The organism is Protaetiibacter mangrovi, from assembly GCF_024752305.1.
GTDB classification, from domain to species: domain Bacteria; phylum Actinomycetota; class Actinomycetes; order Actinomycetales; family Microbacteriaceae; genus Homoserinibacter; species Homoserinibacter mangrovi.
Map to the genome: position 1 here is coordinate 420 of NZ_JANTHX010000007.1, position 23,743 is coordinate 24,162.

Consider the following 23,743-nt stretch of genomic DNA (forward strand, 5'->3'; position numbering starts at 1 on the left):
CCCGGTCGCGGCGCCGGATGCGCTCGAGGTCGCCCGCACCCAGGTGCGGTCGGCGGTCGCCGGCGCCCCCGCGGGCCGCCTCGTCGTCGCCTACGAACCCGTCTGGGCGATCGGCGCCCCCGAACCGGCAGGCGCCGACCACATCCGGGCGGTGACCTCCGGCCTGCAGGCGCTCCTCGCCGAGCTGCCGGGGCGCGACGGCAGCGCCGTCATCTACGGGGGCTCCGCCGGACCGGGACTGCTCGCGCGGCTCGGCGACGACGTCGACGGGCTCTTCCTCGGCCGCTTCGCCCACGACCCGGCGGCCCTGCGCGAGGTGCTCGCGGAGGCGGAGGCCCGGGTCCGCTAGACCCGGGGGCTGTGCCAGCGCTGCTGCGCGTCGAGGAGCCCGAGGCGCACCAGATCCTCGGTCGCGTCCGCGGCGTCCGAGAGCAACGAGGGCAGCGCCTCGCGCTCGACCTTCGCGAACGGCGACAGCACGAAATCGGCCGCGTCCTGACGGCCGGGCGGCCGCCCGATGCCGATGCGCACGCGGGCGAAGTCGGGGGTGCCGAGCGCTGACTGGATGTCGCGCAGCCCGTTGTGCCCCCCGTGACCCCCGCCGACCTTCAGCTTGACCGTGTCGAACGGGATGTCGAGCTCGTCGTGCAGCACGATCACGCGGTCGGCGCCGAGGTCGAAGAACTTGGCGGCGGATGAGACGGGGCCGCCCGAGAGGTTCATGAACGAGTTCGGCTTGACGAGCACGAGCTTCGGCAGGCCGGGACCGAGGCGTCCCTCGGCGAGCTGGGTGTTCGTCTTGTGGCGCGAGAAACGCGCGCCGATGCGCTCGGCCAGCACGTCGAGCGCCATCTGGCCGACGTTGTGGCGGTGAGCGGCGTAGCCGGGCCCGGGATTCCCGAGCCCGGCTACGAGCCAGGTGTCGTCGCGGGTCACGATGTGACCCTACTCAACCCGATGGGGAGTTACTCGGCGGCCTCGTCGGCGGCGGCCTCCTCGGCCGGAGCCTCGGCAGCGGCCTCCTCGGCGCCCTCGGCCTCGGCGGTCTCCTCGCCCAGGTCGACCTTGGCCGGCAGGGTGACGTTCACGACGAGAGTCTCGGGGTCGGAGACGAGCGAGGCGCCCTTCGGGAGCTCGACGTCGCCGGCGAGCACGTGGGTGCCCTCCTCGGCGCCCTCGACGTTCACGACGAGGCGCTCCGGGATGTGGGTGGCCTCGGCCTCGATCGTCAGCGTCGCCGCGTCGAGCGCGACGATGGTGCCGGCGAACGACTCGCCCTCGACGTGCACGGGCACGTCGATGGTGACCTTCTCGCCCTTCTTCACGACGATGAGGTCGACGTGCTCGATGATCTGGCGCACCGGATCCTTCTGCACGTCCTTCACGAGCGCGAGCTCGCTCTTGCCGGCGATGTCGAGGTCGAGCACGGCGTTCGCCTTGCGCAGGATGAGGCTGACCTCGTGGCCCGGCAGGGTGACGTGCTGCGGCTCGGTGCCGTGGCCGTAGATGACGGCCGGGATCTTGCCGGCGGCGCGGATCTTGCGGGCCGCGCCCTTGCCGAACTGGTCGCGGACCTCCGCGACGAGCTTGTTGTCGTCGGACATGGTGACTCCTTCTGGTGGGGCTCGCGGCCCCGTCTGGAAATGGTTTCAACTCGAACGCGCAACAGCGTGAGGAAAGACTGAGGCCTAACCCACCGCGTCGATCACGGATGCCGCCTCGCTCTCGCGGGCGCGGCATCCCTCGCCGAAGTTCAGCGGGCAGTCTACACCGCCGCGGACCCGCGATCCTGGACGGCCCCCGCCGACCGCACGGGACGCAGCGTCACCCCGAGGGCGAGGCCCGTCACGCTCAGCCCGACCGCGAGGATCGCCCCGCTCCACCCGAGCACGGGGAGCGTCGCCAGCACGCCGTTCGGCGCATCCGCGTAGGCGTCGGAGTCGACCACCAGCAGCACGACGCCCACGAGCGCGAGCACCGGCCCGGCGAGCCAGGCGCCGATCGGGCTGCGGCCCGCCGGCAGCAGCGCCAACCCGAACACCGCGCCCGCGAGCGTCACCGCGAGCGCCGGCCCCAGTTGCCAGTCGAGCAGTTGGAACACACTCCGGTAGAAGGAGCCGCCTGCGGTGAACGCCCACACCGCCGCCCCGATCGCCAGCACCCCGCCGACCCCCGACGCGATGCGCCAGCCGAGGTTCGGCGCACGGCGCCGCGCCACCGCACCCACGCCGAGGAGCGCCGCGCCGATCAGCAGCGACGCACCGAAGGCGACCACGTAGAACCCCCCGGATGCGAGCCCCGGGTCGACGGCGACGAGCGCGTCGAGCAGCGCGATCGCGGGCGAGCCGGCGCCGCCCGTCGAGGTGGGGACCAGCAGCGCGAGGAGCGAGAACGCGAGGTGCGCGCCGCCGGCGATCAGCACGCCGAGCGACGACCAGCGCACGCTGAACGCCGCCACCCCGAGCAGCACGGCGCCGAGGCCGGCGAGCGCCGGGAAGCCCCCCGAACCGCCGTCGACCCCGTACTGCGACATCCGCAGCACCGTGTTGCCGCCGCCGTACCACAGCAGCGCGGTGCCGGCGAGCGACCCGGAGAGGGCGACGACGATGCCGAGTGCGCGCGCCATGGTCAGTAGAACTCCCGGGTGTTGACGACGTTGAGCAGGGTCTCGCCGTCGAGGAAACGCCGGGCGTTCTCGGCGAAGAGCTCGGCGATCAGCCGGGGCTCGTGCGAGCTGATCGCGGCCGTGTGCGGGGCGAGCAGCACGTTCGGCAGCTCCCAGAGCGGGCTGTCCTCGGGAAGCGGCTCGACGGCCGTCACATCGAGCACGGCCATGCCGACCCGGCCGTCGCGCAGCGCCTCGACGAGGGCGGGCTCGTCGACGGTCGTGCCGCGGCCGACGTTCACGACCGTCGCGCCGGGCTTGATCGCGGCGAGCACCTCGGCCGACAGCATCCCGCGGGTCTCGTCGGTGCCGGGCAGCGCGAGCACGACGGCATCCGCCTCGGATGCGGCGCCCGCGAACTGCTCGACGGGCACGATCCGCTCCACGTCGGCCTCCACCTCGCGGCGGTGCACGCCGACCACGTGGCAGCCGAGATCGCTCAGCATCGTCGCGGTGAGGCGGCCGATCTGCCCGAGCCCCACGACGAGCACCGTCGTCTCGGAGAGCAGCCGGAGCGGCTCCCGCGGCCCCCACCGCTTCGCGCGCTGCAGACCGAGCAGCCACGGCATCCGCTTGGCCCCGGCGAGCACGCCGAACACCGCGAACTCGGCGAGCGGTGCAGCGTGGACGCCCGCGGAGGTCGTGAACAGCACCCGCTCGAGGTCGGCATCCGACAGCCGGGCGGCCTTCACCTGCTGCCCTCCGCCCGCCGGGATCGTGTGCACCCAGCGCAGGCCGGGGTTCGCGGCGACCGTGCGACCGAGCGCGCGACCCGACTGATCGGGCACCCCGAAGAGCACCTCGGCGGAGTCGAGCAGCGCCTCGTAGCGGGCCTGCTGCTCGGGGGTGCGCTGCTTCGGCCCCGCCATCCAGTCGATCTCGGGGTCGGCCAGCAGCTCCGGCTCCCACACCACCTCGAGCCGATCGTCGCGTGCGATCAGCTCGACGAGCTCGCGGGTCAGCGGCGTCGCGATCACGACACGGAGTCGGGTCATGCGCCCTCCAGGTCTCGGGCGGCCGCATCCGCGATCCGGGCGGGGGCGGCGGCGATGTCGTAGACGAGCACGTGCTCGTCGGGGTCGGGACGCTCGAGTGTCGCCAGCTGCGAGTCGAGCAGAGTCTCGGGCATGAAGTGGTGACGCGACGACATGCGCGCCGCGAGCAGCTCGCGCGTGCCGTCGAGCAGCACGAAGCGCACGCCGGGCGCCGCCGCCCGCAGGCGGTCGCGGTAGGCGCGGCGCAGCGCGGAGCATGCGACCACCACCGGCCCCGCCGCGAGGCGCTCCCCCACCGCGTCGAGCCACGGCCACCGGTCGTCGTCGTCGAGCGGGATGCCGGCGGCCATCTTCGCGACGTTCGCCGAGGGATGCAGCTCGTCGCCGTCGACGAACACCCACCCCAGGCGGCCGGCGAGCAGCGCCCCCACGGTCGACTTGCCGGAACCCGAGACGCCCATCACGACGACCGGTCCGCTGCTCACGTGCTCCACGCTACCGCCGTCGCCCGGGGCCGGACGGGGAATGCGCGACCCGATAGCCTGGGAGCACTCCCCAGCAGATTCGGAAGGATCCCCCGTGTCCGGAAACGAAGCCCAGGCCAACATCGGTGTCGTCGGTCTGGCGGTGATGGGTTCGAACCTCGCCCGCAACCTCGCCAGCCGCGACGGCAACACGGTCGCGATCTTCAACCGCAGCTACGAGAAGACCCGGGGCGTGCTCGACGCGCACCCCGAGGCCGGGTTCCTGCCCGCGGAGACCTACCGGGAGTTCGCGGACACCCTCGCGAAGCCGCGCACCGCCATCATCATGGTGAAGGCGGGCGCCGGAACGGATGCCGTCATCGACGAGCTGGTCAAGGTCTTCGAGCCGGGCGACATCATCGTCGACGGCGGCAACGCGCTCTTCACCGACACCATCCGCCGCGAGAAGGCGGTGCGCGAGACCGGCATCAACTTCGTCGGCGCCGGCATCTCGGGCGGCGAGGAGGGCGCGCTCAACGGCCCCTCGATCATGCCCGGCGGCTCCGACGAGTCGTGGGTCACGCTCGGCCCGATCCTCAAGTCGATCGCGGCGGTCGCCGAGGGCGAGCCGTGCGTCACGCACGTCGGCCACGACGGCGCCGGGCACTTCGTGAAGATGATCCACAACGGCATCGAGTACGCCGACATGCAGCTCATCGCCGAGGCGTACGACCTCATCCGGCGCGGCACCGGCAAGAGCCCCGCCGAGATCGCCGACATCTTCGCCGAGTGGAACCGCGGCGAGCTCGAGAGCTACCTGATCGAGATCACCGCCGAGGTGCTGCGCCAGGTCGACGCCGCCACCGGCGAGCCGCTCGTCGACGTGATCCTCGACCAGGCCGGCGCCAAGGGCACCGGCGCCTGGACCGTGCAGACCGCCCTCGATCTCGGCATCCCGGTGTCGGGCATCGCGGAGGCCGTGTTCGCCCGCTCGCTGTCGTCGAAGCCGGCGCAGCGCGCCGCCGCGGCGACGCTCCCGGGACCGTCGGCCGCCTGGACCGTCGACGACCCGGACGCCTTCGTCGAGGACGTGCGCCGCGCGCTCTACGCCTCGAAGATCGTCGCCTACTCGCAGGGCTTCGACGAGATCGTGGCGGGTGCGGCCGAGTACGGCTGGAGCATCCAGAAGGGCGAGATCGCCAAGATCTGGCGCGGCGGCTGCATCATCCGCGCCCAGTTCCTCAACCGCATCACCGAGGCGTACGCCGACGACCCGTCGCTCGTGGCGCTGCTGACCGCCCCCTACTTCCGCGACGCGCTCGCGGCGAGCCAGGAGTCGTGGCGGCGCGTGGTCGTGGCGGCGGCGCAGGCCGGCATCCCGAGCCCGGCGTTCTCGTCGTCGCTCGCGTACTACGACGGCCTGCGCGCCGACCGGCTGCCGGCCGCGCTCGTGCAGGGTCAGCGCGACTTCTTCGGCGCCCACACCTACAAGCGCGTCGACCGCGACGGCACCTTCCACACGCAGTGGTCGGGCGACCGCACCGAGATCGAGGCGCAGGACACGCACTGAGTCACCAGATCGGGTTGTCGACCCCGAACGGGCGCGGCGCGCGGTCCCAGCCGAGCCGCACCCCGGCGACCTCGAGCGGGGGCGGCAGCACCCGCACCGGGCCCCATCCGGTCTGCAGCAGCTCGCCGTCACCCGGCTCGTCGACGGCGAACCGGGCGGCGCGGGGCAGGCCGCGCGCGTCCTCGAGCTCGACCGCGGTGCGTGCGAGCGAGAGGCGCGCCTCGGAACCGACGCCGTCGCGCAGCCGATCGCGCAGACCGACGAGCACGGCGGCGGCCATCAGGTAGCCGGTCGCCTGGTCGAGGGCCTGCACGGGCAACGGCACGGGCTGTTCGGCGGCGGCGGTGCGCATGCCGGCATCCGCGATCCCCGCCGACATCTGCACGAGGCTGTCGAAGCCGCGGCGGCCCGCCCACGGGCCTGTGAATCCGTAGGCGTCGAGGCGGACGTCGACGAGTCCCGGCCGGGTCGCTCGCCGCACCTCGGCGCCGAGCCCGAGCCCGTCGAGCGCGCCGGAACGGTAGCCGTGCACGAGCACGTCGGCCTCCGACAGCAGGCGGGTGAGCTGCGCGAGTCCCGCCGGGTCGTGCGCGTCGAGGCGCGAGGTGCGCTTGCCGAGCGTCATCTCCCAGAGGGCGGGCTCGTCCCAGCTCGGCGGGTCGATCCGCAGCACCTGCGCGCCGAGCCCCGCGAGCAGCCGGGTGGCCACCGGCCCGGCGAGCACGCGCGTCAGGTCGAGCACGCGCAACCCCGCGAGCGGCCGCTCCCGGGTGGGTCGCCACTCCGAGTCGGCGTCGCCGACGCCGGTGGACTCGCGCGCCACCAGAGGCTCCTCGGCGACCGCCGCGCCCTGCGGATGCCGTCGCCACTGCTCGGGGCGGCGCATGGTGGCGGCGCACCCGCCCTGCTCGACGACGGCGGTCTCGAGCTCGTCGGCGTGCCACGCCGCCACCGCACGGGCGACCGCGTCGCGATCGGCCTCGACGCCGAGCACGCGCAGCGCGGCCTGTCGGTGGTGCGGTGCGTTCGTGTGCAGGCGCACCCAGCCGTCGACGGCGGCATAGTCGCCCGCGATCGGATCCCAGGGCGACGGGGCGACCCAGCCGACGGGTCGCACGCCGGAGCGGAACCAGGCGTCCGCACGCTCACGGCGCACCGTGACGGCGGCGCCCGGGATGCCGCCCGCGTCGAGCAGGGCGGCGAGAGCCGAGCCGGCGGCCGCGACCGATGCGGCCGCGAGGTCGGAGACCGGATAGGGCGACTCGAGGGTGGCGGTCCCGGTCACGTTCGCGGCGGCGACGTCGACGCCGAGGGATCGACCCATCCGCTCTCGCAGCTGCGCGTCGGCCGATCCCGCCATGCCCCGACGCTACGCCGGGGCACCTCTCGCCGGAAGGGCCGCATTCGACCGGGTGGTCGAGGACCGCGCCCTCGGCGGTACGCAGCTCGGGACCACCGCCGGGTGCGAGACTGGGGCCGTGGAGCAGGACGACGAGATCCCGCCCGAGCTCGCCGGGTACGAACCGGGCGAGGTGGGGGCGCTGCGCGGCCCGCGGATGCGGCGGGTGACGCGGATCGTCGTGCTGGTGGCGGTGGCGGCGCTCGTGCTGCCGGGGGTGCTCATCGGCGTCTCGACGGCGAGTCGCACCGCCGCCCTCGCCTGCCAGGTCGTCGGCTCGACCTCCGCACCGGATGCGATCTTCCTCGAGGCGCGCTGGGAGTGGTCGGGCGAGGAGGGTCCGGGCTGGTACTGCTACGCCACCGAGTTCGGGGGGCGCGAGATCCAGCTGCGGTTCCTGGGGTTCATCCCCGAGGTGAAGGTGGTGTCGCCCGGCGTGCGGGTCTAGGCGGCGCCGTCGAACATCGAGGTGACCGATCCGTCGTCGAACACCTCGTGGATGGCGCGGGCGATGAGCGGCGCGATCGGCAGCACGGTGAGCTTGTCCCAGCGCTTCTCGTCCGCGAGCGGGAGGGTGTCGGTGACCACCACCTGGTCGATGACGTCGGACTGCAGGATCTCGGTCGCGGGGTCGGAGAACACGGCGTGGGTGGCGCCGACGATGACGCCGGTCGCGCCGTGGGCCTTGAGTGCTTCGGCGGCTTTGACGATGGTGCGCCCGGTGTCGATGAGGTCGTCGACGATGAGGCACACGCGCCCGTCGACCTCGCCGACGATTTCGTGCACGCTCACCTGGTTGGGCACGCGCGGGTCGCGGCGCTTGTGGATGATGGCGAGGGGTGCGCCGAGCTTGTCGGACCAGATGTCGGCGACCCGCACGCGGCCCATGTCGGGGCTGACGACGGTGAGGCTCTTGGGGTCGAGTCGCGACTGGAAGTAGTCGAGCAGCACCGGCATGGCGAAGAGGTGGTCGACGGGGCCGTCGAAGAAGCCCTGGATCTGGGCGGCGTGCAGGTCGACGCTCATGATGCGGTCGGCGCCGGCGGCTTTGAACAGGTCGGCGACGAGTCGCGCCGAGATGGGCTCGCGGCCGCGGCCCTTCTTGTCTTGCCGGGCGTAGGGGTAGAAGGGGGCGACGACGGTGATGCGCTTGGCGCTGGCGCGCTTCGCCGCGTCGCACATGATGAGCTGCTCCATGAGCCACTCGTTGATGGGCGCGGTGTGCGACTGCACGATGAACACGTCGGCGCCGCGGATCGACTCGCCGAACCGCGCGTAGATCTCTCCGTTGGCGAAGGTGCGCGCATCCGTCTCGACGAGTTCGGTTCCGAGTTCTTCGGCGATGTCGACGGCCAGTTGCGGGTGTGCCCGCCCTGAGACGATGACGAGCCGCTTCTCTCCGCTGATCTTGATGCCGGACACTGTCCCCGATACCCGCTCTCCGTTGGCGACTCGACTCCGAGTCTAGTGTGTCGCCCGGGTGTCGCCCGAGTGACATCGCGGTGCCCGCGGGACCGGATACGCGGGTCGGTGGTCTCGGGGCGGATCCGCGGCGCGGTCGCTCTCCGGACCGCCGCCCCTGCAGGTGGTCGAGGAGCGCGCCGCCGAGCGGCACGCGTCTCGAGACCCCCATCACCCGGCCCGGTCACCCGGCGAGGAGTCGCTCGAGTGCGGGGCTGCGGGAGGGCAGCGGTGTGTGTCGGAGGGTTCCGTCCCGGTCGGGTTTCTCGAGCAGGTAGTCGCCGCCGTCACGTCGGATGCGCCACCGGTTGTTGTGCACGGTGAGGTGGCAGAACCTGCAGAGGAGAACGCCGTCGTCGACATCTGTCCTGCCGCCGTGTTCGTCCCAGTGGTCGATGTGGTGCGCTTCGCACCAGGACGGCGGTCTGCCGCACATCAGGCACCCCCCATCCCGGGCAGCCATCGCGATCCGTTGCTTCTCCGTGAACAGCCGCAGTTCCCGCCCCAGGTTGAGCGCTTTGCCGTCTCCGTCGAACAGGATCGGGACGGCGCCGGATGCGCAGATGAACCGCTCCGCCGTGTCGATCGACACCGCCTCGGTCTGCCCTTCGAAGAACGCGGCACCCACCCGGGTGTCGAGGTCGGTCTTCGTGACGAGGATCCGGACGGCGGGCTTCCGATCCCCGAGCAGCTTTGAGGGGTCGACCTGCGCACCGGCACGGACCAGGTCGACGAGGGTGTCGAGGGCGAGCTGCTCCGTCGTGCGCTCGTCCCGCACGATGTCTTCCGCACGCTCGATAGCGTGCGGATCCACGAACCGGGGCCCGCCGCGGCGGGGCGAGGTGGCGGCATCGAGGATCGGCACCACGATCGCCGCCGACTCCGGATCCAACAACCCCGTCACCCGCGTCATCCCATCTAGTTGCGGCGTCACCCGCAGGAACCGCTTCGCCCGGAGCTCATGCTCCCGGGCGGCGACACCGGCCAGGTCCAGTTCGTCACGCACGCGGCCCGCACGGATCGCGAGTTGCTCGATCGTCAGTCCCGGCGCCTCGCGGAGCAACTGTCCGACTGCTTCTTCCAGCACATCGTCCGTGGTGCCCTCGGCTGCCGCGGTCAGGCGGGCGCGGATCAGTTCCGCCGCCTCCACCGAGATACTCGCGGCGGCGACCGCGTCGCCGATCAGGCTCTGCCACCGCGGCACCGGCGGCGCCTCGGGCATCGTCGGTCGCTCGACGGACAGCAGCTCTGCTGCCTTCACGAGCGTGCGGGCATCCCGGGCGGAGGTGCCGGAGACCTTCGCGATCAACTCTTCAGCGGTCCGCACGCCCTCCGACTGCGCCAGCCCCGCATGCCCGAGCTCGCGGCGGGAACGGTGCGCGATCTCACCCGCCACCGTCGCCGCCACCGCATCCAAGCGACGCCGCACCTCCGCGATCCAACGCTGCGACACCAGCAGCTCCGCATCGGCAAGACCACCCACCGATACCGGTGCGAACGGCACCGACAGGTCACCCAGACGGGTGAGGGAGTCGGTGATCGAAGCCATACCCGATCCTCCCACGACTCGAACGAATGTTCGAGACTCGGAAGCGTATTGGTGGAGAAGTCACCACCCCACCCGAGGGGGGAGGGGGCGAGGCTCGGGTCGGCGAACGTGCGGAGGGTCTCGACACGCGCGCCGTCGCTTCGCGGCGGCCCGCTACTCGACCGACCAAAGGGCGCGGCGGCCCGCTACTCGACCGACGAAAGGGCGCAGCGGCGCGCTCCTCGACCGACGAGAGGGCGCGGCGACGCGATACGCGACCGACGAGAAGGAGGCGGCGCCGCTCCTACTCGGCCCCCGCCGGATCCGAGTCGGCACCGAGGGCCCGCTCGGCGATCGCGGCGGCTGCGGCCTCCGCCGCCGCGGAACCGGGTCGGTTGGCGGCCACCCAGCGCTCCATGTTGCGCTGCGGCGCGACGTTGACGGCGAGCGCCCCCGGCGGCACAGGCTTGCGCACGACCGTGCCCGCCCCCGTGTAGGCGCCGTCGCCGATCGTGACCGGCGCGACGAAGACGTTGTGCGATCCGGTGCGCACGTGCGATCCGACGGTGGTGCGGTGCTTGTTCACCCCGTCGTAGTTGGCGGTGATGGTGCCGGCGCCGATGTTCGACCCCTCCCCCACCTCGGTGTCGCCGATGTAGGAGAGGTGCGGCACCTTCGAGCCGCGCCCGATCTTGGCGTTCTTCGTCTCGACGAAGGTGCCGATCTTGCCGCCGCCCGAAAGCTCGGTTCCGGGGCGCAGGTAGGCGAACGGCCCCACCTCGGCGAACGCGCGCACGACCGCGAGCGTCGCATCCGCGCGCTTCACGACGGCGCCCTCGCCGATCTCGCAGTCGACGAGGGTGGTGTCGGGCCCGATCACGGCGTCGCGCTCGATGGTCGTGGCGCCGGCGAGGCGGGTGTTGGGCAGGATCTCGGCGTCCTGCCCGATCGAGACGGTCAGGTCGATCCAGGTGGTCGACGGGTCGACGATGCTCACGCCGTTCAGCTGGTGACCGCGCACGATCATCGCGTTCAGCCGCGCCGCCTGCTCGGCGAGCTGCGCGCGGTCGTTGACCCCGGCGACGCGCCAGTTCTCGGCCACCGGCACCGCCGCCACCGGCGCGGATGCCTGGCGCAGCAGCGCCACGACATCCGTCAGGTACTTCTCGCCCTGCGCGTTGGAGGTGCCGATGCGCGGCAGCAGTTCGCGCAGAGCGGATGCGGCGAACACGTAGCTGCCGGAGTTGACCTCGGTGATCGCGAGCACCTGCTCGTCGGCGTCCTTGTGCTCGACGATGGCGGTAACGGCTCCGCCCGCATCCCGCACGATGCGTCCGTATCCGGTGGCGTCGTCGAGCACGGCCGAGAGGATCGTGGCGGATGCCGTCGCCGCGCGGTGCTGTTCGACCAGCGCGCCGAGGGTGACGGCGTCGAGCAGCGGAACGTCGCCCGAGACGACGACGACCTCGCCGTCGAAGTCGTCGGGCAGCGCCGCGACGGCGAGCTCGACGGCCCGGCCCGTACCCGGCACCTCGTCCTGGTCGACGACGATCGCCGTGTCGGCGTACTCGAGCACGGCGGCGGCGACGTCGTCGCGCTGATGCCGCACGACGACCGCCACGTACGCGGGCTCGAGGTGCCGCGCGGTGGTGAGAACATGCGCCACCATGGGCAGTCCCGCGATCGGGTGCAGCACCTTCGCGCGACGGGACCTCATCCGGGTGCCTTCGCCGGCGGCGAGCACGATCACGGCGAGTCGGGGGTCGGTCATGCGCTCATTCTCGCAGCATGCTCGCGTGCGGCGCCTCAGGAGATGTCGACCGTCACCTGCTCGATCGACCCCGTGTAGGCGAACGGCAGCTCGTAGGTGAAGTCGATGGGCGATCCGGTGTCCATGCCGATGTCGAGTCCCTCGCCGAGCGAGAACTGCACGGGCACCGTCCGTTCGAGGCGGCCGGCGGCGACCTCGGTTCCGTTCGCGCGCATCGTCACGTTCGCGCCCTTGCCGATGCCGCCGCCGTCGTAGTCGAGCCGCACCTCGAGGCGTGTCCTGCCGGGAGCCAGCGGTGCATCCGCCGTGATCGTGGGCCGGTCCAGCGCGAGGAAGTTGTAGACGAACGTCGGCCGCCCGTCGCGCAGGTACAGCCCGTAGCCGCCCTCGAGCCCGCCGTGCGTGATGATCATGCCCGAGGCGTCGCCGTCGGGCACCACGATGTCGGCGGTGATCGACCACGACTTGTTGAGCATCGGCAGGCACGCCGCGTCGGGCAGGGCGATCATGCCCGGGTAGTAGGTGGCCGAGGTGCGGTGGCCGACGAGGCTCGGTCGGCCCATCGCCTCCGCGTTCATACGCTGCGAGGCGCGCCAGTCGAGAGGCAGCACGCTGTACTTCGCGGCCTCGACCCACCACAGGTCCTGCAGCTGCCGCAGCAGCTCCGGATGCTCGGCCGCGAGGTCGTGCGCCTGCGAGAAGTCCTCGTCGACGTTGTAGAGCTCCCAGACGGCCTTGTCGGGGTCCCACTCCTGACGGTTCGGATCCCACGGCACGAACGACGGGGCGGACGCCATCCAGCCGTCGTGGTAGAGCCCGCGGTTGCAGGCGAGCTCGAAGTACTGCGTGGTGCGGGTCTCGGGGGCGTCGGATGCGAGCAGGGCGGCGGCGAAGCTGCGTCCCTCGATCGGCTTCTGCACCACCCCGTTCAGCTCGGTCGGCGGCGTGACACCGCACACCTCGTAGAGGGTCGGCACGATGTCGATCACGTGCAGGAACTGCTCGCGCAGGCCGCCGCCATCCGTGATGCGCTCGGGCCAGGAGATGATCATCGGGTTGCGGGTGCCGCCGAAGTGGCTGGCGACCTGCTTCGTCCACTGGAACGGGGTGTTCATCGCGTGCGCCCACGCGGACGGGAAGTGGTTGAAGTGCTTCGGCCCGCCGAGCTCGTCGATGGCGAGGATGTTGTCCTCCCAGTGCTCGCTGATGCCGTTGAAGAACAGGTTCTCGCACAGCGACCCCTCGAGCCCGCCTTCGGCGCTCGAGCCGTTGTCGCCCGCGATGTAGATGATGATCGTGTTGTCGGCGTCGGGCAGCGCCTTGACCGCGTCGATCACGCGCCCCATGTGGTGGTCGACGTGCGCACCGTAGGCGGCGAAGACCTCCATCATCCGCGCGTAGAGGCGTTTCTGGTCGTCGTTCAGCTCGTCCCAGGCGGGCAGGCCGTGCGAGCGCTCGGTGAGGTCGGTGTCGGTGGGGATCACCCCGCGCGCCTTCTGCCGCTCGATCGTCTGCGCGCGGTAGGCGTCCCAGCCTTCGTCGAACCGCCCGCGGAACCGTTCGATCCACTCCTCGGGCACGTGGTGCGGGGCGTGGGTGGCGCCGGTCGCGACGTAGAGGAAGTAGGGCTTGTCGGGCGCGATCGACTTCACCTTGCGCACCCAGTCGATGGCGTGATCCGCGAGGTCCTCGGTGAGGTGGTAGCCGGGCTCGTTCGCCATCGGCACGTAGTCGTGGTTCTCGAACAGGATCGGATTCCAGTGGTTCATGTCGCCCGCGTTGAACCCGTAGAAGTAGTCGAAGCCCATGCCGTTGACCCACCGGTCGTAGGGGCCGGCGACGCTCGTCTCCCAGGTGGGGGTGTTGTGGTTCTTGCCGATCCAGGCGGTCATGTAGCCGTTCTGACGCAGCACCTCGCCGATCGTGCCGCACGACTTCGGCAGGATGCAGGCGTAGCCGTCGTAGCCGGTGGCGATCTCGGTGATGCCGGCGAAACTCGTGGAGTGGTGGTTGCGCCCGGTGATGAGCGCGGCCCGCGTGGGTGAGCAGAGCGCCGTCGTGTGGAAGCGGTTGAAGCGGATGCCCTCGCGCTCGAGGCGGTCCATGGTGGGCGACGGGACGCCGCCTCCGAAGGTCTCGAACTGACCGAACCCCGCGTCGTCGAGCAGGATCAGCACGATGTTGGGTGCACCCGCGGGCGGCTGCACGGGCTGGGGGAAGGTGGGCGCGTCGGAGTCCTGGAAGGTGCGGCCCACCTCGCCGGCGAAGCGGAAGTCGGGGCGCGGCAGGATGCCGGGCGTCGTCGCGGCGGGGAAGGCGGCATCGTCGGCCATGGGGGTGCTCCTCGTGTCGATGCCACGAGCCCACCACCGGATGGGCTCGACACGAGACCCGATGCGGGTGAAGGGCTGTCGCCTCAGGCGCTCGCGCGCAGCCCGTCGACGGCGACACCGATGATGCGCTCGCGCTGTGCGGGGTCGGCGTAGACCGCCCCCGCGACGCTCGAGATGAGCCGCACCGTGTCCTCGATCGTCACGTCGGCGCGCACCGCGCCCGCCCGCTGCGCGCGCTGCAGCAGCGGTTCGCCCGCGTCGAAGAGCACCCCGCGGCACGCCCCGAGCGTGGGCGAGTCGCGGTTGATCCCGTCGAGCAGCACCCGCTTGGTGGCGGCGAACGCCGCGTAGCGCTGCAGCCAGGCGACGAAGGCCGGGAACGGCTCGAGCCCGCCGAGATCGTCGGCGTACCCGGCGATGGCCGCGACCTCCCCGAGATAGACCGTCTCGACGAGCGCGTCGCGGGTGGGGAAGTTGCGGTACAGCGTGCCGATTCCGACCTCGGCACGGCGCGCGATGTCTTCGAGGGAGGCGTCGATGCCGTCGTCGGCGAACGCGTCGCGAGCCGCGGTGAGCAGCGCGTCGAAGTTGCGCCGAGCGTCGGCGCGCGCCGGCCGGCGCTCGCCGAGCAGCTGCTGGGCACTCGAGATCATGGGTCCTCCTGTCGCTCCACCGCCCGCGCGCCGTCGCGCTTGCGAAACGGAGGCTGCCTCCGCTAAGGTTTAAACGGAGGCCCCCTCCGAACGGAGCCGACCTCCATTCTAGCGCCGCGTCGTCGACGCCGCATCCGCGCCACCCGCGCATCCGGATCCCCACCGAAAGGCCACCATGCCTCGCGTTCCCCACCCCCGCCTCGCCTTCGCCGCGATCGCCACCGCGTTCGCCGTGGTGTCGTCGCTGCAGTCGTTCCTGATCCCCGCCCTGTCCCAGATCGGCGCCGACCTCGGCGCCGACGCGGTCGGCCAGACCTGGATCATCACGAGCTGGCTGATCACCGCCGCGGTCGCCACCCCGCTGCTCGGCCGTGCGGGCGACCTCGTGGGGCGCCGCCGGGTCTTCCCCGCCGCGATCGCCGCCGTCGGCGTCGGCACCGTCGTCGCGGCGTTCGCCCCGAACCTCACCGTGATGCTGCTCGCCCGGGTGCTGCAGGGGCTCGGCGGCGCGATCTTCCCGCTCGGCTTCGGCATCGCGCGCGACACCTTCCCGGCTCATCGCGTGCCATCGGTGATCGGTGCGCTGTCGGCGATCATGGCCGTCGGCTCGGGGCTCGGTACCGTGATCTCGGGCCCCATCGCCGAGAACTTCGGATGGCGCACCCTCTTCGCGCTCCCCCTCGTGCTCGCCGTCGGCGCCGCGGCGCTCGCCGCGCTCGGCGTCGCCGACACGGCCGAGCGCGCCCGCGGGGGCATCAACGTTGCCGCCGCCGTGCTGCTCTCCGGCTGGCTCGTCGCGCTGCTGCTGCCGCTGAGCGCCGGCAACCAGTGGGGCTGGGACTCCCCGCTCGTGTGGGTGCTGCTCGGCACGGCGACCGTGCTGCTGGTCGCGTGGATCACGGTGGAGCTGCGCTCGCGCACACCCCTCGTCGACATGCGGATGATGCGCATCCCCGGCGTCTGGACCACCAACCTCACGGCGCTCGTCACCGGTGCCGGCATGTTCGGGGTGTGGGCGTTCCTGCCGCGCCTCGCGGAGACGCCCGCCGCATCCGGATTCGGGATAGGCGCCACGGTGAGCCTGACCGGCCTCATCATGCTGCCGATGCTCGTGACGATGGCCACCGTCGGGTTCGTGGTCGGCCCGCTCAGCCGCCGCGTTCCGTTCCCGGCGCTGCTGGCGACCGGCGCCGCGATCTCCGCGCTGTCGATCCTGTCGATCGCCCTGTTCCACGACTCCGCGTGGCAGCTCGCGATGGCCGCGGGTGGTCTCGGGATCGGCACGGGCCTCACGGTCGCCGTCACCCCGAACCTGATCGTGCAGTCGGTTCCCGCCTCGCAGACCGGCATCGCCACCGGCATCAACGCCAACATCCGCACGATCGGCGGCGCCCTCGGCACCACGATCTTCACGACGGTGGTCGGTGCGAGCATCGTGGGCGGCGCGCCGACGGAGGCCGGCTACATCGCCGCGTTCGCGGTCGGCGCCTCGCTCACCGCGGTCGGCGCCGTGGTGCCGCTGCGGCTGCTCGAGGTGCGTCCCCGCCGCCCGCGGGCCCGCACCATCCCGATCGTCGAGACGGGGCTGCCGGAGTCCGAGGCCGCCTGAGGTCGGGTGCGGTCCGCGCGTTCCGTGCGTTCTCGGTGACGCGACGGACCGCACCTGCCATGCTCGGTGTCATGTCATCCGAGCAGGCCGACGAGGAGACGCTGCACGCCCGCGCCCCGTTCCAGGTGGAGCGGGTGGGTGCGTTCATCGACGCGGTCGCCGCGATCGCGATGACGCTGCTGATCCTGCCGCTCATGGAGAGCGTGGGCGAGGTGGCCGGTGCGGGCGAGGACACCCTGCACTGGGTCGGCCAGCACGACCAGCAGCTGGTGAGCTTCGTCGTGAGCTTCGTGCTCATCGCGATGTTCTGGATGATCCACCACCGGATGTTCCGCGCGGTCGAGGCCGTGACGAGCCCGCTCATGTGGATCCTCGTCGGGTGGCTGGCGACGATCGTCTGGCTGCCGGTCGCGACCGCCATCTCGGGCGCGATGGACGCCGACGACCCCTGGGCGAAAGTCCTGTACGTCGGCAGCATGATCGCCACCTCGCTGTTCTCGCTCGCGATCCGCCTCTACCTGTGGCGGCATCCGGAGCTCCACCACGCGCCGAGCGGTTCGCTGAACACGGGCGTCGCCGTCGACATCGCGATGGCCGTGCTGTTCGCGATCGCGCTCACGCTCGGGCTGCTGATCCCCCGCGTCGGCTACTACGCGATGTTCGTGATGCTGCTGACCCCGCTCGCCCAGCGTCTCGTGCTGCGGGTGATGGGGCGGGCGCGCGCCTCGAGGTAGGCGGGGCGCACGGTCGCGCCCCTGTACCGCGGCGGACCCCGGGACTAGCGTGACCGGCATGGACGACGACGTCGCGAAGCGGGGTTCCACGTCGGACGAGCGGGACGACGGCCCGCACGGGAGCCGCGACACGCGCTTCTTCGGGCAGCCGTGGGAGCTCGTGCACATCTTCGGGGTGGAGATGTGGGAGCGCTTCAGCTTCTACGGCATGCAGGGCATCCTGCTCATCTACATGTACTACTCGGTCGCCGACGGCGGGCTCGGGATCGACCAGACCGTCGCGGCCGGCATCGTCGGCGCCTACGGCGGCACCGTCTACCTGTGCACGATCGTGGGCGCTTGGCTGGCCGACCGCCTGTTCGGCTCCGAGCGCGTGCTGTTCGTCAGTGCGATCGTCATCATGTCGGGGCACGTCGCCCTCGCCCTGCTGCCCGGCGTGTCGGGGCTCGGCGTGGGTCTCGTGCTGGTGGCGGTGGGTTCGGGCGGCCTGAAGGCCAACGCGACCGCGGTCGTCGGCACGCTCTACGCACCCGGCGACCCGCGGCGCGACGCCGGCTTCTCGCTGTTCTACCTGGGCATCAACCTCGGAGCCTTCCTCGGGCCGCTCGTCACCGGCTTCCTGCAGAGCGACGTCGGATTCCACTGGGGCTTCGGTGCGGCCGCGATCGGGATGGCGGTCGGGCTCATCCAGTACTCCTTCGGCCGTCGCGCGCTGCCGCCCGAGTCCCGAGTCGTGGCCAACCCGCTCCCCCGCAACCGCTACGCGCCGATGGCGGGGATCGCGGCGGCCGCCCTGCTGGTGATCGTCGCGCTGGTGCTGCTGGGCGTGATCCGGGCCGACAACCTCGCCGGCGTGGTGATCGTGATCGTGCTCGGGGCAGCGATCGCCTACTTCGCGCTCATCATCTCGTCGAAGCGCATCAGCGCCGACGACCGCTCGCGCGTGATCGGCTTCATCCCCCTGTTCGTCGTGAACGTCGGATTCTGGTCGCTGTACCAGCAGCAGTTCACGGTGCTCACGATCTACTCCGACCAGCGGCTGAACCGCAGCATCCTCGGATGGGAGATGCCGGTGTCGTGGGTGAACTCGATCAACCCGATCTTCGTGATCATCCTGTCGGGGGTGTTCGCGGCGATCTGGACGCGGCTCGGCCGGAGGCAGCCGTCGGCCCCGGTCAAGTTCGCGCTCGGGGCGATCGTGATGGGCGGGGCGTTCCTGCTGTTCCTGCCGTGGGCGAACGGGGCCCCCAACTCCACGCCGCTGCTCGCGGTCGTCGGCATCCTGCTCGTGTTCACGGTGGCGGAGCTCTTCATCTCCCCGCCCGGCCTGTCGGTGACCACGAAGCTCGCCCCGGCCGCGTTCCACACGCAGATGGTGGCGCTGTACTTCCTGTCGGTGTCGCTCGGCACCTCGATCGCCGGGTGGCTGGCCGGCTTCTACGACCCGAGCGACGAGGTGCCGTACTTCCTGGTGCTCGGCCTCATCGCCGTGGCGCTCGGCGTCGCACTCTGGCTCGCCTCGCGGCCGGTGCTCGCGCTCATGCGCGGGGTGCGGTGAGGCGCCACCGGACTCGACACCACGGGTCAGAAGGTCCCGACGGGCCCGTCGCCCCAGAGGAACGAGAACGCGCTCAGGTCGGGCACCCAGCGGGAGACGGCGACCTGGATCGCGGCGTACATGATCCCCGGAACCCAGGCGAACCGAGCGCGTGGCTGCCCCCGGATGCGAGGACGGATCTCAGCACGACCTGGGCGACGAGGAAGTACGCGGCCGATGTCGGCAGGTAGAGGGTGCACCACACCACGAGCCCGACGCGCATCGGGGTGCCGGCGGAACGCTCCCGGCTCCGCCGCCAGGATTCGAACCTGGACTGTACGGCTCCAAAGGCCGACGTGCTGCCGTTACACCACAGCGGATCGCGCCGGAGCGCCCGTCAAGTCTGCCAGGTCAGCGCACCGCGACCGTGCCGAGGAACAGCTCCACCATCCGCTCGGCGTCCACCTCGAGCGCCACGTCGACCTCCACCCAACCGGGCGCCGTGCCGTGGAACGCGTCCTCACCGGGGTGCGCGCGGCGGTCGACCACGGTCTGCCCGCGCGCGTGCCCGCCGAGCTCGACCCGCACCGGCAGGCGCTCCACGCGCAGCAGCTCGGGCGCGACGATGCCGCACACCGCGCCGGCGTCGCCGATCCAGCCGAGGTGCGGCAGCTCGCCGTCGGGCGTGCGGATGCGGGTGCCGAGCAGCCGGCCGACCGCGGCGGTGCGCGCATCCGTGGAGGCCGCCAGTCGCGCCGCGACGTGCTCCGCCACCGAGACCCGCTCGAACACGTCGAGGCCGTACATGGCGAGCGGCACCCCCGCCCCGAGCACCACGGACGCCGCCTCCGGGTCGTGCCACACGTTGAACTCGGCGACGGCGGTCGCGTTGCCGCCCGACGCCGACCCGCCCATGAACACGATGCGGGCGAGGTTGTCGGCCACCTCCGGATGCGTGCGCAGCAGCAGGGCGAGGTTGGTCTGCGGCGCGAGGGCCACGAGGGTCACCGGCACGGGGTGCTCCAGGATCACCCGCCGCAGCAGCTCGATCGCGCGGTCGGGCTCGGCGGCCCGGGTCGCGGGCGGCAGCACGAGGCCGCCCAGTCCGTCGGCACCGTGCACATGTCCGGCATCCCGGGCCGGTTCGATGAGGGGCCTGACGGCCCCCGCCGCCACGGGCACGTGATCCGCGCCCGCGAGCGCGAGCACCCGCAGCGTGTTGTCGACCACCCGTTCGAGACCGGCGTTGCCGGCCACGCAGCTCACGCCGAGCAGCTCGAGCTCCGGGTGCGCGGCGGCGAACAGCAGGGCGAGGGCGTCGTCGACGCCGGTGTCGACGTCGAGCACGATCGGGGTGGGCATGCCCCCATCCTGCCGGTGGACATCATTCCGCGCCGTCGGACACCGGCGCGCGGGTATCCAACGAGCCCGAGACATGTCTCTGTCGACCACAATGGGGGGATGCCCGATAACGACGAGGTCGACCGGATCGTCGCCGCCTGGGAGCGCGCGCATCCGGAGCTCGACTTCTCGCCGCTGCAGGTGCTGTCGCGCGTCGGACGGCTCGCGAAGCACCTCGATCGCGCGCGCCGGGACGCCTTCGCCACCACGGGCCTCGAGCCGTGGGAGTTCGACGTGCTCGCAGCACTCCGCCGCGCGGGCGCGCCCTACCAGTCGAGCCCGAAGGCGCTGCTGCAGCAGACCCTCGTCTCGAGCGGCACCATGACCAACCGCATCGACCGGCTCGCCGAGCGCGGCCTCGTCGAGCGCCGCACCGACCCGCACGACGGCCGCGGGGTGCTCGTGGCCATGACGGATGCCGGCCGCGCCGCCGTCGACGGCGCCATGCGCGACCTGGTCGCGCGCGAAGCGCAGCTTCTCGGCGCGCTGTCCGCATCCGACCAGGAGCGGCTCGCCACGCTGCTGCGCAAGCTCAGCCTCGACTACGACGCCTGAGCCGGGGGATACCCTGAGCATGTCCACCGCCACGAAAGGATCTGGACATGGCTGACTCCCCCCTCCCCGCGTCGCTTCTGCGTCGTCTCATCGCCGAGACGTTCGGCACGTACATGCTGGTGTTCGGCGTCATCGGCGCCGCGCTGTTCTTCGCGCCCGACAACGGCGCACTCCCTGTGGCGCTCGCCGTGGGCCTCGCGGTGCTGACCGCGGCCTACGCGGTCGGATCCATCTCGGGCGGGCACTTCAACCCCGCCGTCACCCTGGGCGCAGCGACCGCCGGTCGTTCGCGCTGGGTCGACGTGATCCCCTACTGGATCGCGCAGATCGTCGGCGGTCTGCTCGCGACGCTCACCCTCGGACTCTTCGGCGTGCTGAGCGACAAGAGCCTCGACTTCGGCGGCGCCTCCAACGGATTCGACGCCCACTCCCCCCTCGGCTTCGGTCTCTGGGCGGTGCTGGTGGCCGAGATCGTGGCGACCATGCTGTTCGTGCTCATCATCCTCGGCGTCACGGCGGCCGGTTCGACCACCTCGGGCTTCGCCCCGCTGGCGATCGGCCTGTCGCTCACGATGTTCCACCTCGTGATGATCCCGGTCAGCAACGCCTCGCTGAACCCCGCTCGTTCCATCGCGACGGCGGTGCTCGGCGGGCCGGACGCCCTCGCGCAGCTCTGGGTGTTCCTCGTCGCCCCGCTCGTCGGCGGCCTGATCGCGGGCGCCGTCTACCGCCCGCTCTTCGGCGGCAAGTAAGACAGCGCTCGGGTCCGGTGGACACCCGCGTGCGGGTGTCCACCGGACCCGAGACATGTCTAGGCGCAGATCGGATGATGAGAGCTTGCTCATCCGGCGCGCCCGGGGCCGCCGGGCGCCGCCTGGGATGATCGGGGCATGGCGACTCGTTGGCGCAGCATCGCGCGCTCGGCGCGCGTGCGCATCCTCGCCTCGATGCTGCTCGTCGCCGCGATCGGCATGACCGCCGCGGGCGTGACCGCCTACCTCATCCAGCGCGAACGGGTGCTGACCCAGATCGACGACCGGCTCACGGCATCCGTCGAGGGCCTGCAGTGCATCGCCGACGGGTGCGACGGCCGCCAGGCCCCCACCTCGGTGCTCGGCTTCCTCAACGAGGCGATGACCCGCGTGCTGCCCGACCACAACGAGTCGACGCTCGGCATCATCGACGGCGTGCCGCGGCTGCGCCCCTCGAGCGGTATCAGCTTCGCGATCGACGACGACCCGGACTTCGTGGCGCGCATCCTCGAGGAGGCGGATGCCGAGAAGGTGGTGCGCGGCACCGCGGCCACGAGCTTCGGCACGCTGCGCTACGCCATCATCCCGGTGACCATCGAGGGCGACCCCGCCGAGGGGCTCTACGTCTCGGCCTACGACCTCGACGCCGCTCTCGACGAGATCACGGAGGCGTTCCGCACCTACGCCTACGTCGCCGCGATCGCGCTCGTGATCGTCGGGCTGGTCGGCTGGTTCGTCTCGGGCCGCATCCTGCGGCCGCTGCGCCTGCTGCAGGACACCGCCACCGGCATCGGCGAGGACGACCTGACGACGCGCATCCCGGTGACGGGCACCGACGACGTCTCGGAGCTGTCGCACGCCTTCAACGCGATGCTCGACCGCCTGCAGCGCTCGTTCGACTCGCAGCGGCGGCTGCTCGACGACGTGAGCCACGAGCTGCGCACCCCGATCACGATCGTGCGGGGGCATCTCGAGCTGCTCGACGTCGCCGACGCCGGCGAGGTCGACGCGACGCGCGAGCTCGCGATCGACGAGCTCGACCGCATGAACGGGCTCGTCGACGACATCGCCCTGCTCGCCAAGACCAGCCGCCCCGACTTCCTGCGGCCGCAGCTCGTCGACGTGGCCGAGCTGACCGAGCAGGTGCTCGCGAAGGCGCGCGCCCTGAGCGCCGACCACGAGTGGCGCAGCGCCGGCATGGCGCACCTCGTCGCCTCGCTCGACCCCGACCGCATCACGCAGGCGTGGCTGCAGCTCGCCGAGAACGCCGCCAAGTACGCACCCGCGGGCACCGTCATCGAGATCGGCAGCGTCGTCGAGCACGAGGGCGGCGCCGAGCAGCTGGAGCTCTGGGTGCGCGACCACGGCCCCGGCATCCCCCAGGAGCAGCTCGACTGGATCTTCGACCGCTTCGCCCGCGTCGAGGTCGGACGCGGGGTCGAGGGCTCGGGCCTGGGCCTCTCGATCGTCGCCGCGATCGCCGCCGCGCACGGGGGCCGCGCCTACGCCCGCAACCCCGGGTCGGGCGCCCGCGTGGCGATCACGATCCCCGTCGACACCCCCGAGGAGGTTCCGGATGCCGCGCATCCTGGTGGCTGAGGACGAGGCGCGCATCTCGTCGTTCATCGAGAAGGGCCTGAAGTCGGCCGGCTACGGCGTGGAGACCGTCGCCGACGGCGTCGACGCGCTCGCCCTCGCCCGCAGCGGCGAGTTCGATCTGCTGCTGCTCGACATCGGCCTGCCGGGCATCGACGGCTTCGAGGTGCTGCGCCGCCTCCGCGAGGGCGCCAACCCTCTGCCGGTCGTGATCCTCACGGCGCGCGACTCGGCGGCCGACACCGTCGCCGGGTTCGAGGGCGGCGCGAACGACTACATCGCGAAGCCGTTCCGCTTCGACGAGCTGCTCGCGCGGGTGCGGGTGCGCCTGCAGGATGCGCGACAGCAGCAGGCGCAGCCCGCGGCGGCGCAGACGCTCGACTGCGGGCGCGTCAGTCTCGACCTGCGCACGCGCCGCATCACCTCCGAGGCAGGCACCTTCGACCTGTCGGCGCGCGAGTACGCGCTCGCCGAGGAGTTCATGCGCAACCCGGAGCAGGTGCTGAGCCGCGAACAGCTGCTGAGCCGGGTGTGGGGGCTCGACTTCGATCCGGGGTCGAACGTGGTCGACGTCTACGTGCGCTATCTGCGCCGCAAGATCGGCGCCGACCACCTCAAGACGGTGCGCGGAATGGGCTACCGCTTCACCGGCGCGCCGGACTGACCGCGGACAGACGGATGCCGCGGGGCCCTGCACCCCGCGGCATCCGGCTCATCGAG

At 71.9% G+C, this 23,743-nt stretch carries 22 protein-coding genes and 1 tRNA gene; 10 read left to right on the forward strand and 13 right to left on the reverse strand.

Features of this window, described 5'->3' with window-relative positions:
* The coding region (locus tag NUH29_RS07650) for a triose-phosphate isomerase (RefSeq protein ID WP_258798465.1) at positions 1-349 on the forward strand (349 nt) is incomplete at its 5' end.
* On the opposite strand, the gene pth is transcribed toward NUH29_RS07650, so the two are convergent.
* The 5 genes from pth to NUH29_RS07675 form a co-directional block, all read right to left on the reverse strand.
* On the reverse strand, positions 346-936 hold the full coding sequence (gene pth / locus NUH29_RS07655; protein WP_258798466.1) for an aminoacyl-tRNA hydrolase: 591 nt from the start codon (positions 934-936) through the stop codon (positions 346-348). The two genes, NUH29_RS07650 and pth, sit on opposite strands and share 4 nt — an antisense overlap.
* A 29-nt stretch (positions 937-965) precedes the next feature.
* Complete coding sequence (locus tag NUH29_RS07660; protein ID WP_258798467.1) at positions 966-1,604, reverse strand: 50S ribosomal protein L25/general stress protein Ctc; 639 nt, start codon at positions 1,602-1,604, stop codon at positions 966-968.
* A gap of 161 nt (positions 1,605-1,765) precedes the next feature.
* Positions 1,766-2,626, reverse strand: coding sequence for a hypothetical protein (locus NUH29_RS07665; RefSeq protein ID WP_258798468.1), 861 nt, complete (start codon positions 2,624-2,626; stop codon positions 1,766-1,768).
* Positions 2,627-2,628: 2 nt separating this feature from the next.
* Positions 2,629-3,660: a D-2-hydroxyacid dehydrogenase gene (locus tag NUH29_RS07670; protein ID WP_258798469.1), complete on the reverse strand. Its 1,032-nt coding sequence runs from the start codon at positions 3,658-3,660 to the stop codon at positions 2,629-2,631.
* The gene (locus NUH29_RS07675) at positions 3,657-4,145 is read right to left on the reverse strand and encodes a gluconokinase (protein WP_258798470.1); all 489 of its coding nucleotides are present in this window, start codon (positions 4,143-4,145) and stop codon (positions 3,657-3,659) included. The genes NUH29_RS07670 and NUH29_RS07675 overlap by 4 nt, the downstream gene beginning before the upstream one ends.
* 94 nt (positions 4,146-4,239) lie before the next feature.
* On the opposite strand from NUH29_RS07675, the gene gnd reads away from it, so the two are divergent.
* Complete coding sequence (gnd, locus tag NUH29_RS07680) at positions 4,240-5,694, forward strand: NADP-dependent phosphogluconate dehydrogenase (protein ID WP_258798471.1); 1,455 nt, start codon at positions 4,240-4,242, stop codon at positions 5,692-5,694.
* A 1-nt stretch (position 5,695) separates the two neighbouring features.
* On the opposite strand, the gene NUH29_RS07685 is transcribed toward gnd, so the two are convergent.
* The gene (locus NUH29_RS07685; RefSeq protein WP_258798472.1) at positions 5,696-7,054 is read right to left on the reverse strand and encodes a CoA transferase; all 1,359 of its coding nucleotides are present in this window, start codon (positions 7,052-7,054) and stop codon (positions 5,696-5,698) included.
* A 118-nt stretch (positions 7,055-7,172) separates the two neighbouring features.
* Here NUH29_RS07685 and NUH29_RS07690 point away from each other — a divergent pair, with 118 nt between their 5' ends.
* Positions 7,173-7,541 carry a hypothetical protein gene (locus tag NUH29_RS07690; RefSeq protein ID WP_258798473.1) on the forward strand — a complete coding sequence of 123 codons (369 nt, stop codon included), beginning with the start codon at positions 7,173-7,175 and terminating at the stop codon, positions 7,539-7,541.
* On the opposite strand, the gene NUH29_RS07695 is transcribed toward NUH29_RS07690, so the two are convergent.
* The 5 genes from NUH29_RS07695 to NUH29_RS07715 form a co-directional block, all read right to left on the reverse strand.
* Entirely contained in the window at positions 7,538-8,515 is a 978-nt protein-coding gene (locus tag NUH29_RS07695) for a ribose-phosphate diphosphokinase (RefSeq protein WP_258798474.1), read from the reverse strand. The genes NUH29_RS07690 and NUH29_RS07695 overlap by 4 nt on opposite strands.
* Before the next feature lie 223 nt (positions 8,516-8,738).
* The gene (locus tag NUH29_RS07700) at positions 8,739-10,103 is read right to left on the reverse strand and encodes an HNH endonuclease signature motif containing protein (RefSeq protein ID WP_258798475.1); all 1,365 of its coding nucleotides are present in this window, start codon (positions 10,101-10,103) and stop codon (positions 8,739-8,741) included.
* Positions 10,104-10,386: 283 nt separating this feature from the next.
* The gene (glmU, locus tag NUH29_RS07705; RefSeq protein WP_258798476.1) at positions 10,387-11,853 is read right to left on the reverse strand and encodes a bifunctional UDP-N-acetylglucosamine diphosphorylase/glucosamine-1-phosphate N-acetyltransferase GlmU; all 1,467 of its coding nucleotides are present in this window, start codon (positions 11,851-11,853) and stop codon (positions 10,387-10,389) included.
* 35 nt (positions 11,854-11,888) lie between these two features.
* Positions 11,889-14,186 carry an arylsulfatase gene (locus NUH29_RS07710; protein WP_258798477.1) on the reverse strand — a complete coding sequence of 766 codons (2,298 nt, stop codon included), beginning with the start codon at positions 14,184-14,186 and terminating at the stop codon, positions 11,889-11,891.
* 83 nt (positions 14,187-14,269) lie between these two features.
* Positions 14,270-14,839, reverse strand: a complete 570-nt coding sequence (locus NUH29_RS07715; RefSeq protein ID WP_258798478.1) for a TetR/AcrR family transcriptional regulator — start codon at positions 14,837-14,839, stop codon at positions 14,270-14,272.
* A gap of 175 nt (positions 14,840-15,014) precedes the next feature.
* On the opposite strand from NUH29_RS07715, the gene NUH29_RS07720 reads away from it, so the two are divergent.
* The 3 genes from NUH29_RS07720 to NUH29_RS07730 all read left to right on the forward strand — a co-directional run bounded on the left by NUH29_RS07720 (position 15,015) and on the right by NUH29_RS07730 (position 18,740).
* A complete protein-coding gene (locus NUH29_RS07720; RefSeq protein WP_258798479.1) occupies positions 15,015-16,448 on the forward strand; it encodes an MFS transporter in 1,434 nt (477 codons plus the stop codon).
* A gap of 71 nt (positions 16,449-16,519) precedes the next feature.
* A complete protein-coding gene (locus NUH29_RS07725; RefSeq protein ID WP_258798481.1) occupies positions 16,520-17,182 on the forward strand; it encodes a TMEM175 family protein in 663 nt (220 codons plus the stop codon).
* Positions 17,183-17,240: 58 nt separating this feature from the next.
* Positions 17,241-18,740: a peptide MFS transporter gene (locus NUH29_RS07730; protein WP_258798482.1), complete on the forward strand. Its 1,500-nt coding sequence runs from the start codon at positions 17,241-17,243 to the stop codon at positions 18,738-18,740.
* A 287-nt stretch (positions 18,741-19,027) separates the two neighbouring features.
* Here NUH29_RS07730 and NUH29_RS07735 read toward each other — a convergent pair.
* Both NUH29_RS07735 and NUH29_RS07740 read right to left on the reverse strand, forming a co-directional pair.
* Positions 19,028-19,099 (reverse strand) — tRNA-Gln (locus NUH29_RS07735).
* Positions 19,100-19,130: 31 nt separating this feature from the next.
* Positions 19,131-20,081 carry a nucleoside hydrolase gene (locus NUH29_RS07740; protein ID WP_258798483.1) on the reverse strand — a complete coding sequence of 317 codons (951 nt, stop codon included), beginning with the start codon at positions 20,079-20,081 and terminating at the stop codon, positions 19,131-19,133.
* Between the two features lie 99 nt (positions 20,082-20,180).
* On the opposite strand from NUH29_RS07740, the gene NUH29_RS07745 reads away from it, so the two are divergent.
* The 4 genes from NUH29_RS07745 to NUH29_RS07760 all read left to right on the forward strand — a co-directional run bounded on the left by NUH29_RS07745 (position 20,181) and on the right by NUH29_RS07760 (position 23,687).
* Positions 20,181-20,675 carry a MarR family winged helix-turn-helix transcriptional regulator gene (locus NUH29_RS07745; protein ID WP_258798484.1) on the forward strand — a complete coding sequence of 165 codons (495 nt, stop codon included), beginning with the start codon at positions 20,181-20,183 and terminating at the stop codon, positions 20,673-20,675.
* Positions 20,676-20,722: 47 nt separating this feature from the next.
* Positions 20,723-21,427, forward strand: a complete 705-nt coding sequence (locus tag NUH29_RS07750) for an aquaporin (protein ID WP_258798485.1) — start codon at positions 20,723-20,725, stop codon at positions 21,425-21,427.
* A gap of 138 nt (positions 21,428-21,565) precedes the next feature.
* Positions 21,566-23,026: a sensor histidine kinase gene (locus NUH29_RS07755; RefSeq protein ID WP_258798486.1), complete on the forward strand. Its 1,461-nt coding sequence runs from the start codon at positions 21,566-21,568 to the stop codon at positions 23,024-23,026.
* On the forward strand, positions 23,004-23,687 hold the full coding sequence (locus NUH29_RS07760; RefSeq protein WP_258798487.1) for a response regulator transcription factor: 684 nt from the start codon (positions 23,004-23,006) through the stop codon (positions 23,685-23,687). Before NUH29_RS07755 ends, NUH29_RS07760 begins: the two co-directional genes overlap by 23 nt.
* Positions 23,688-23,743: the final 56 nt, after the last annotated feature.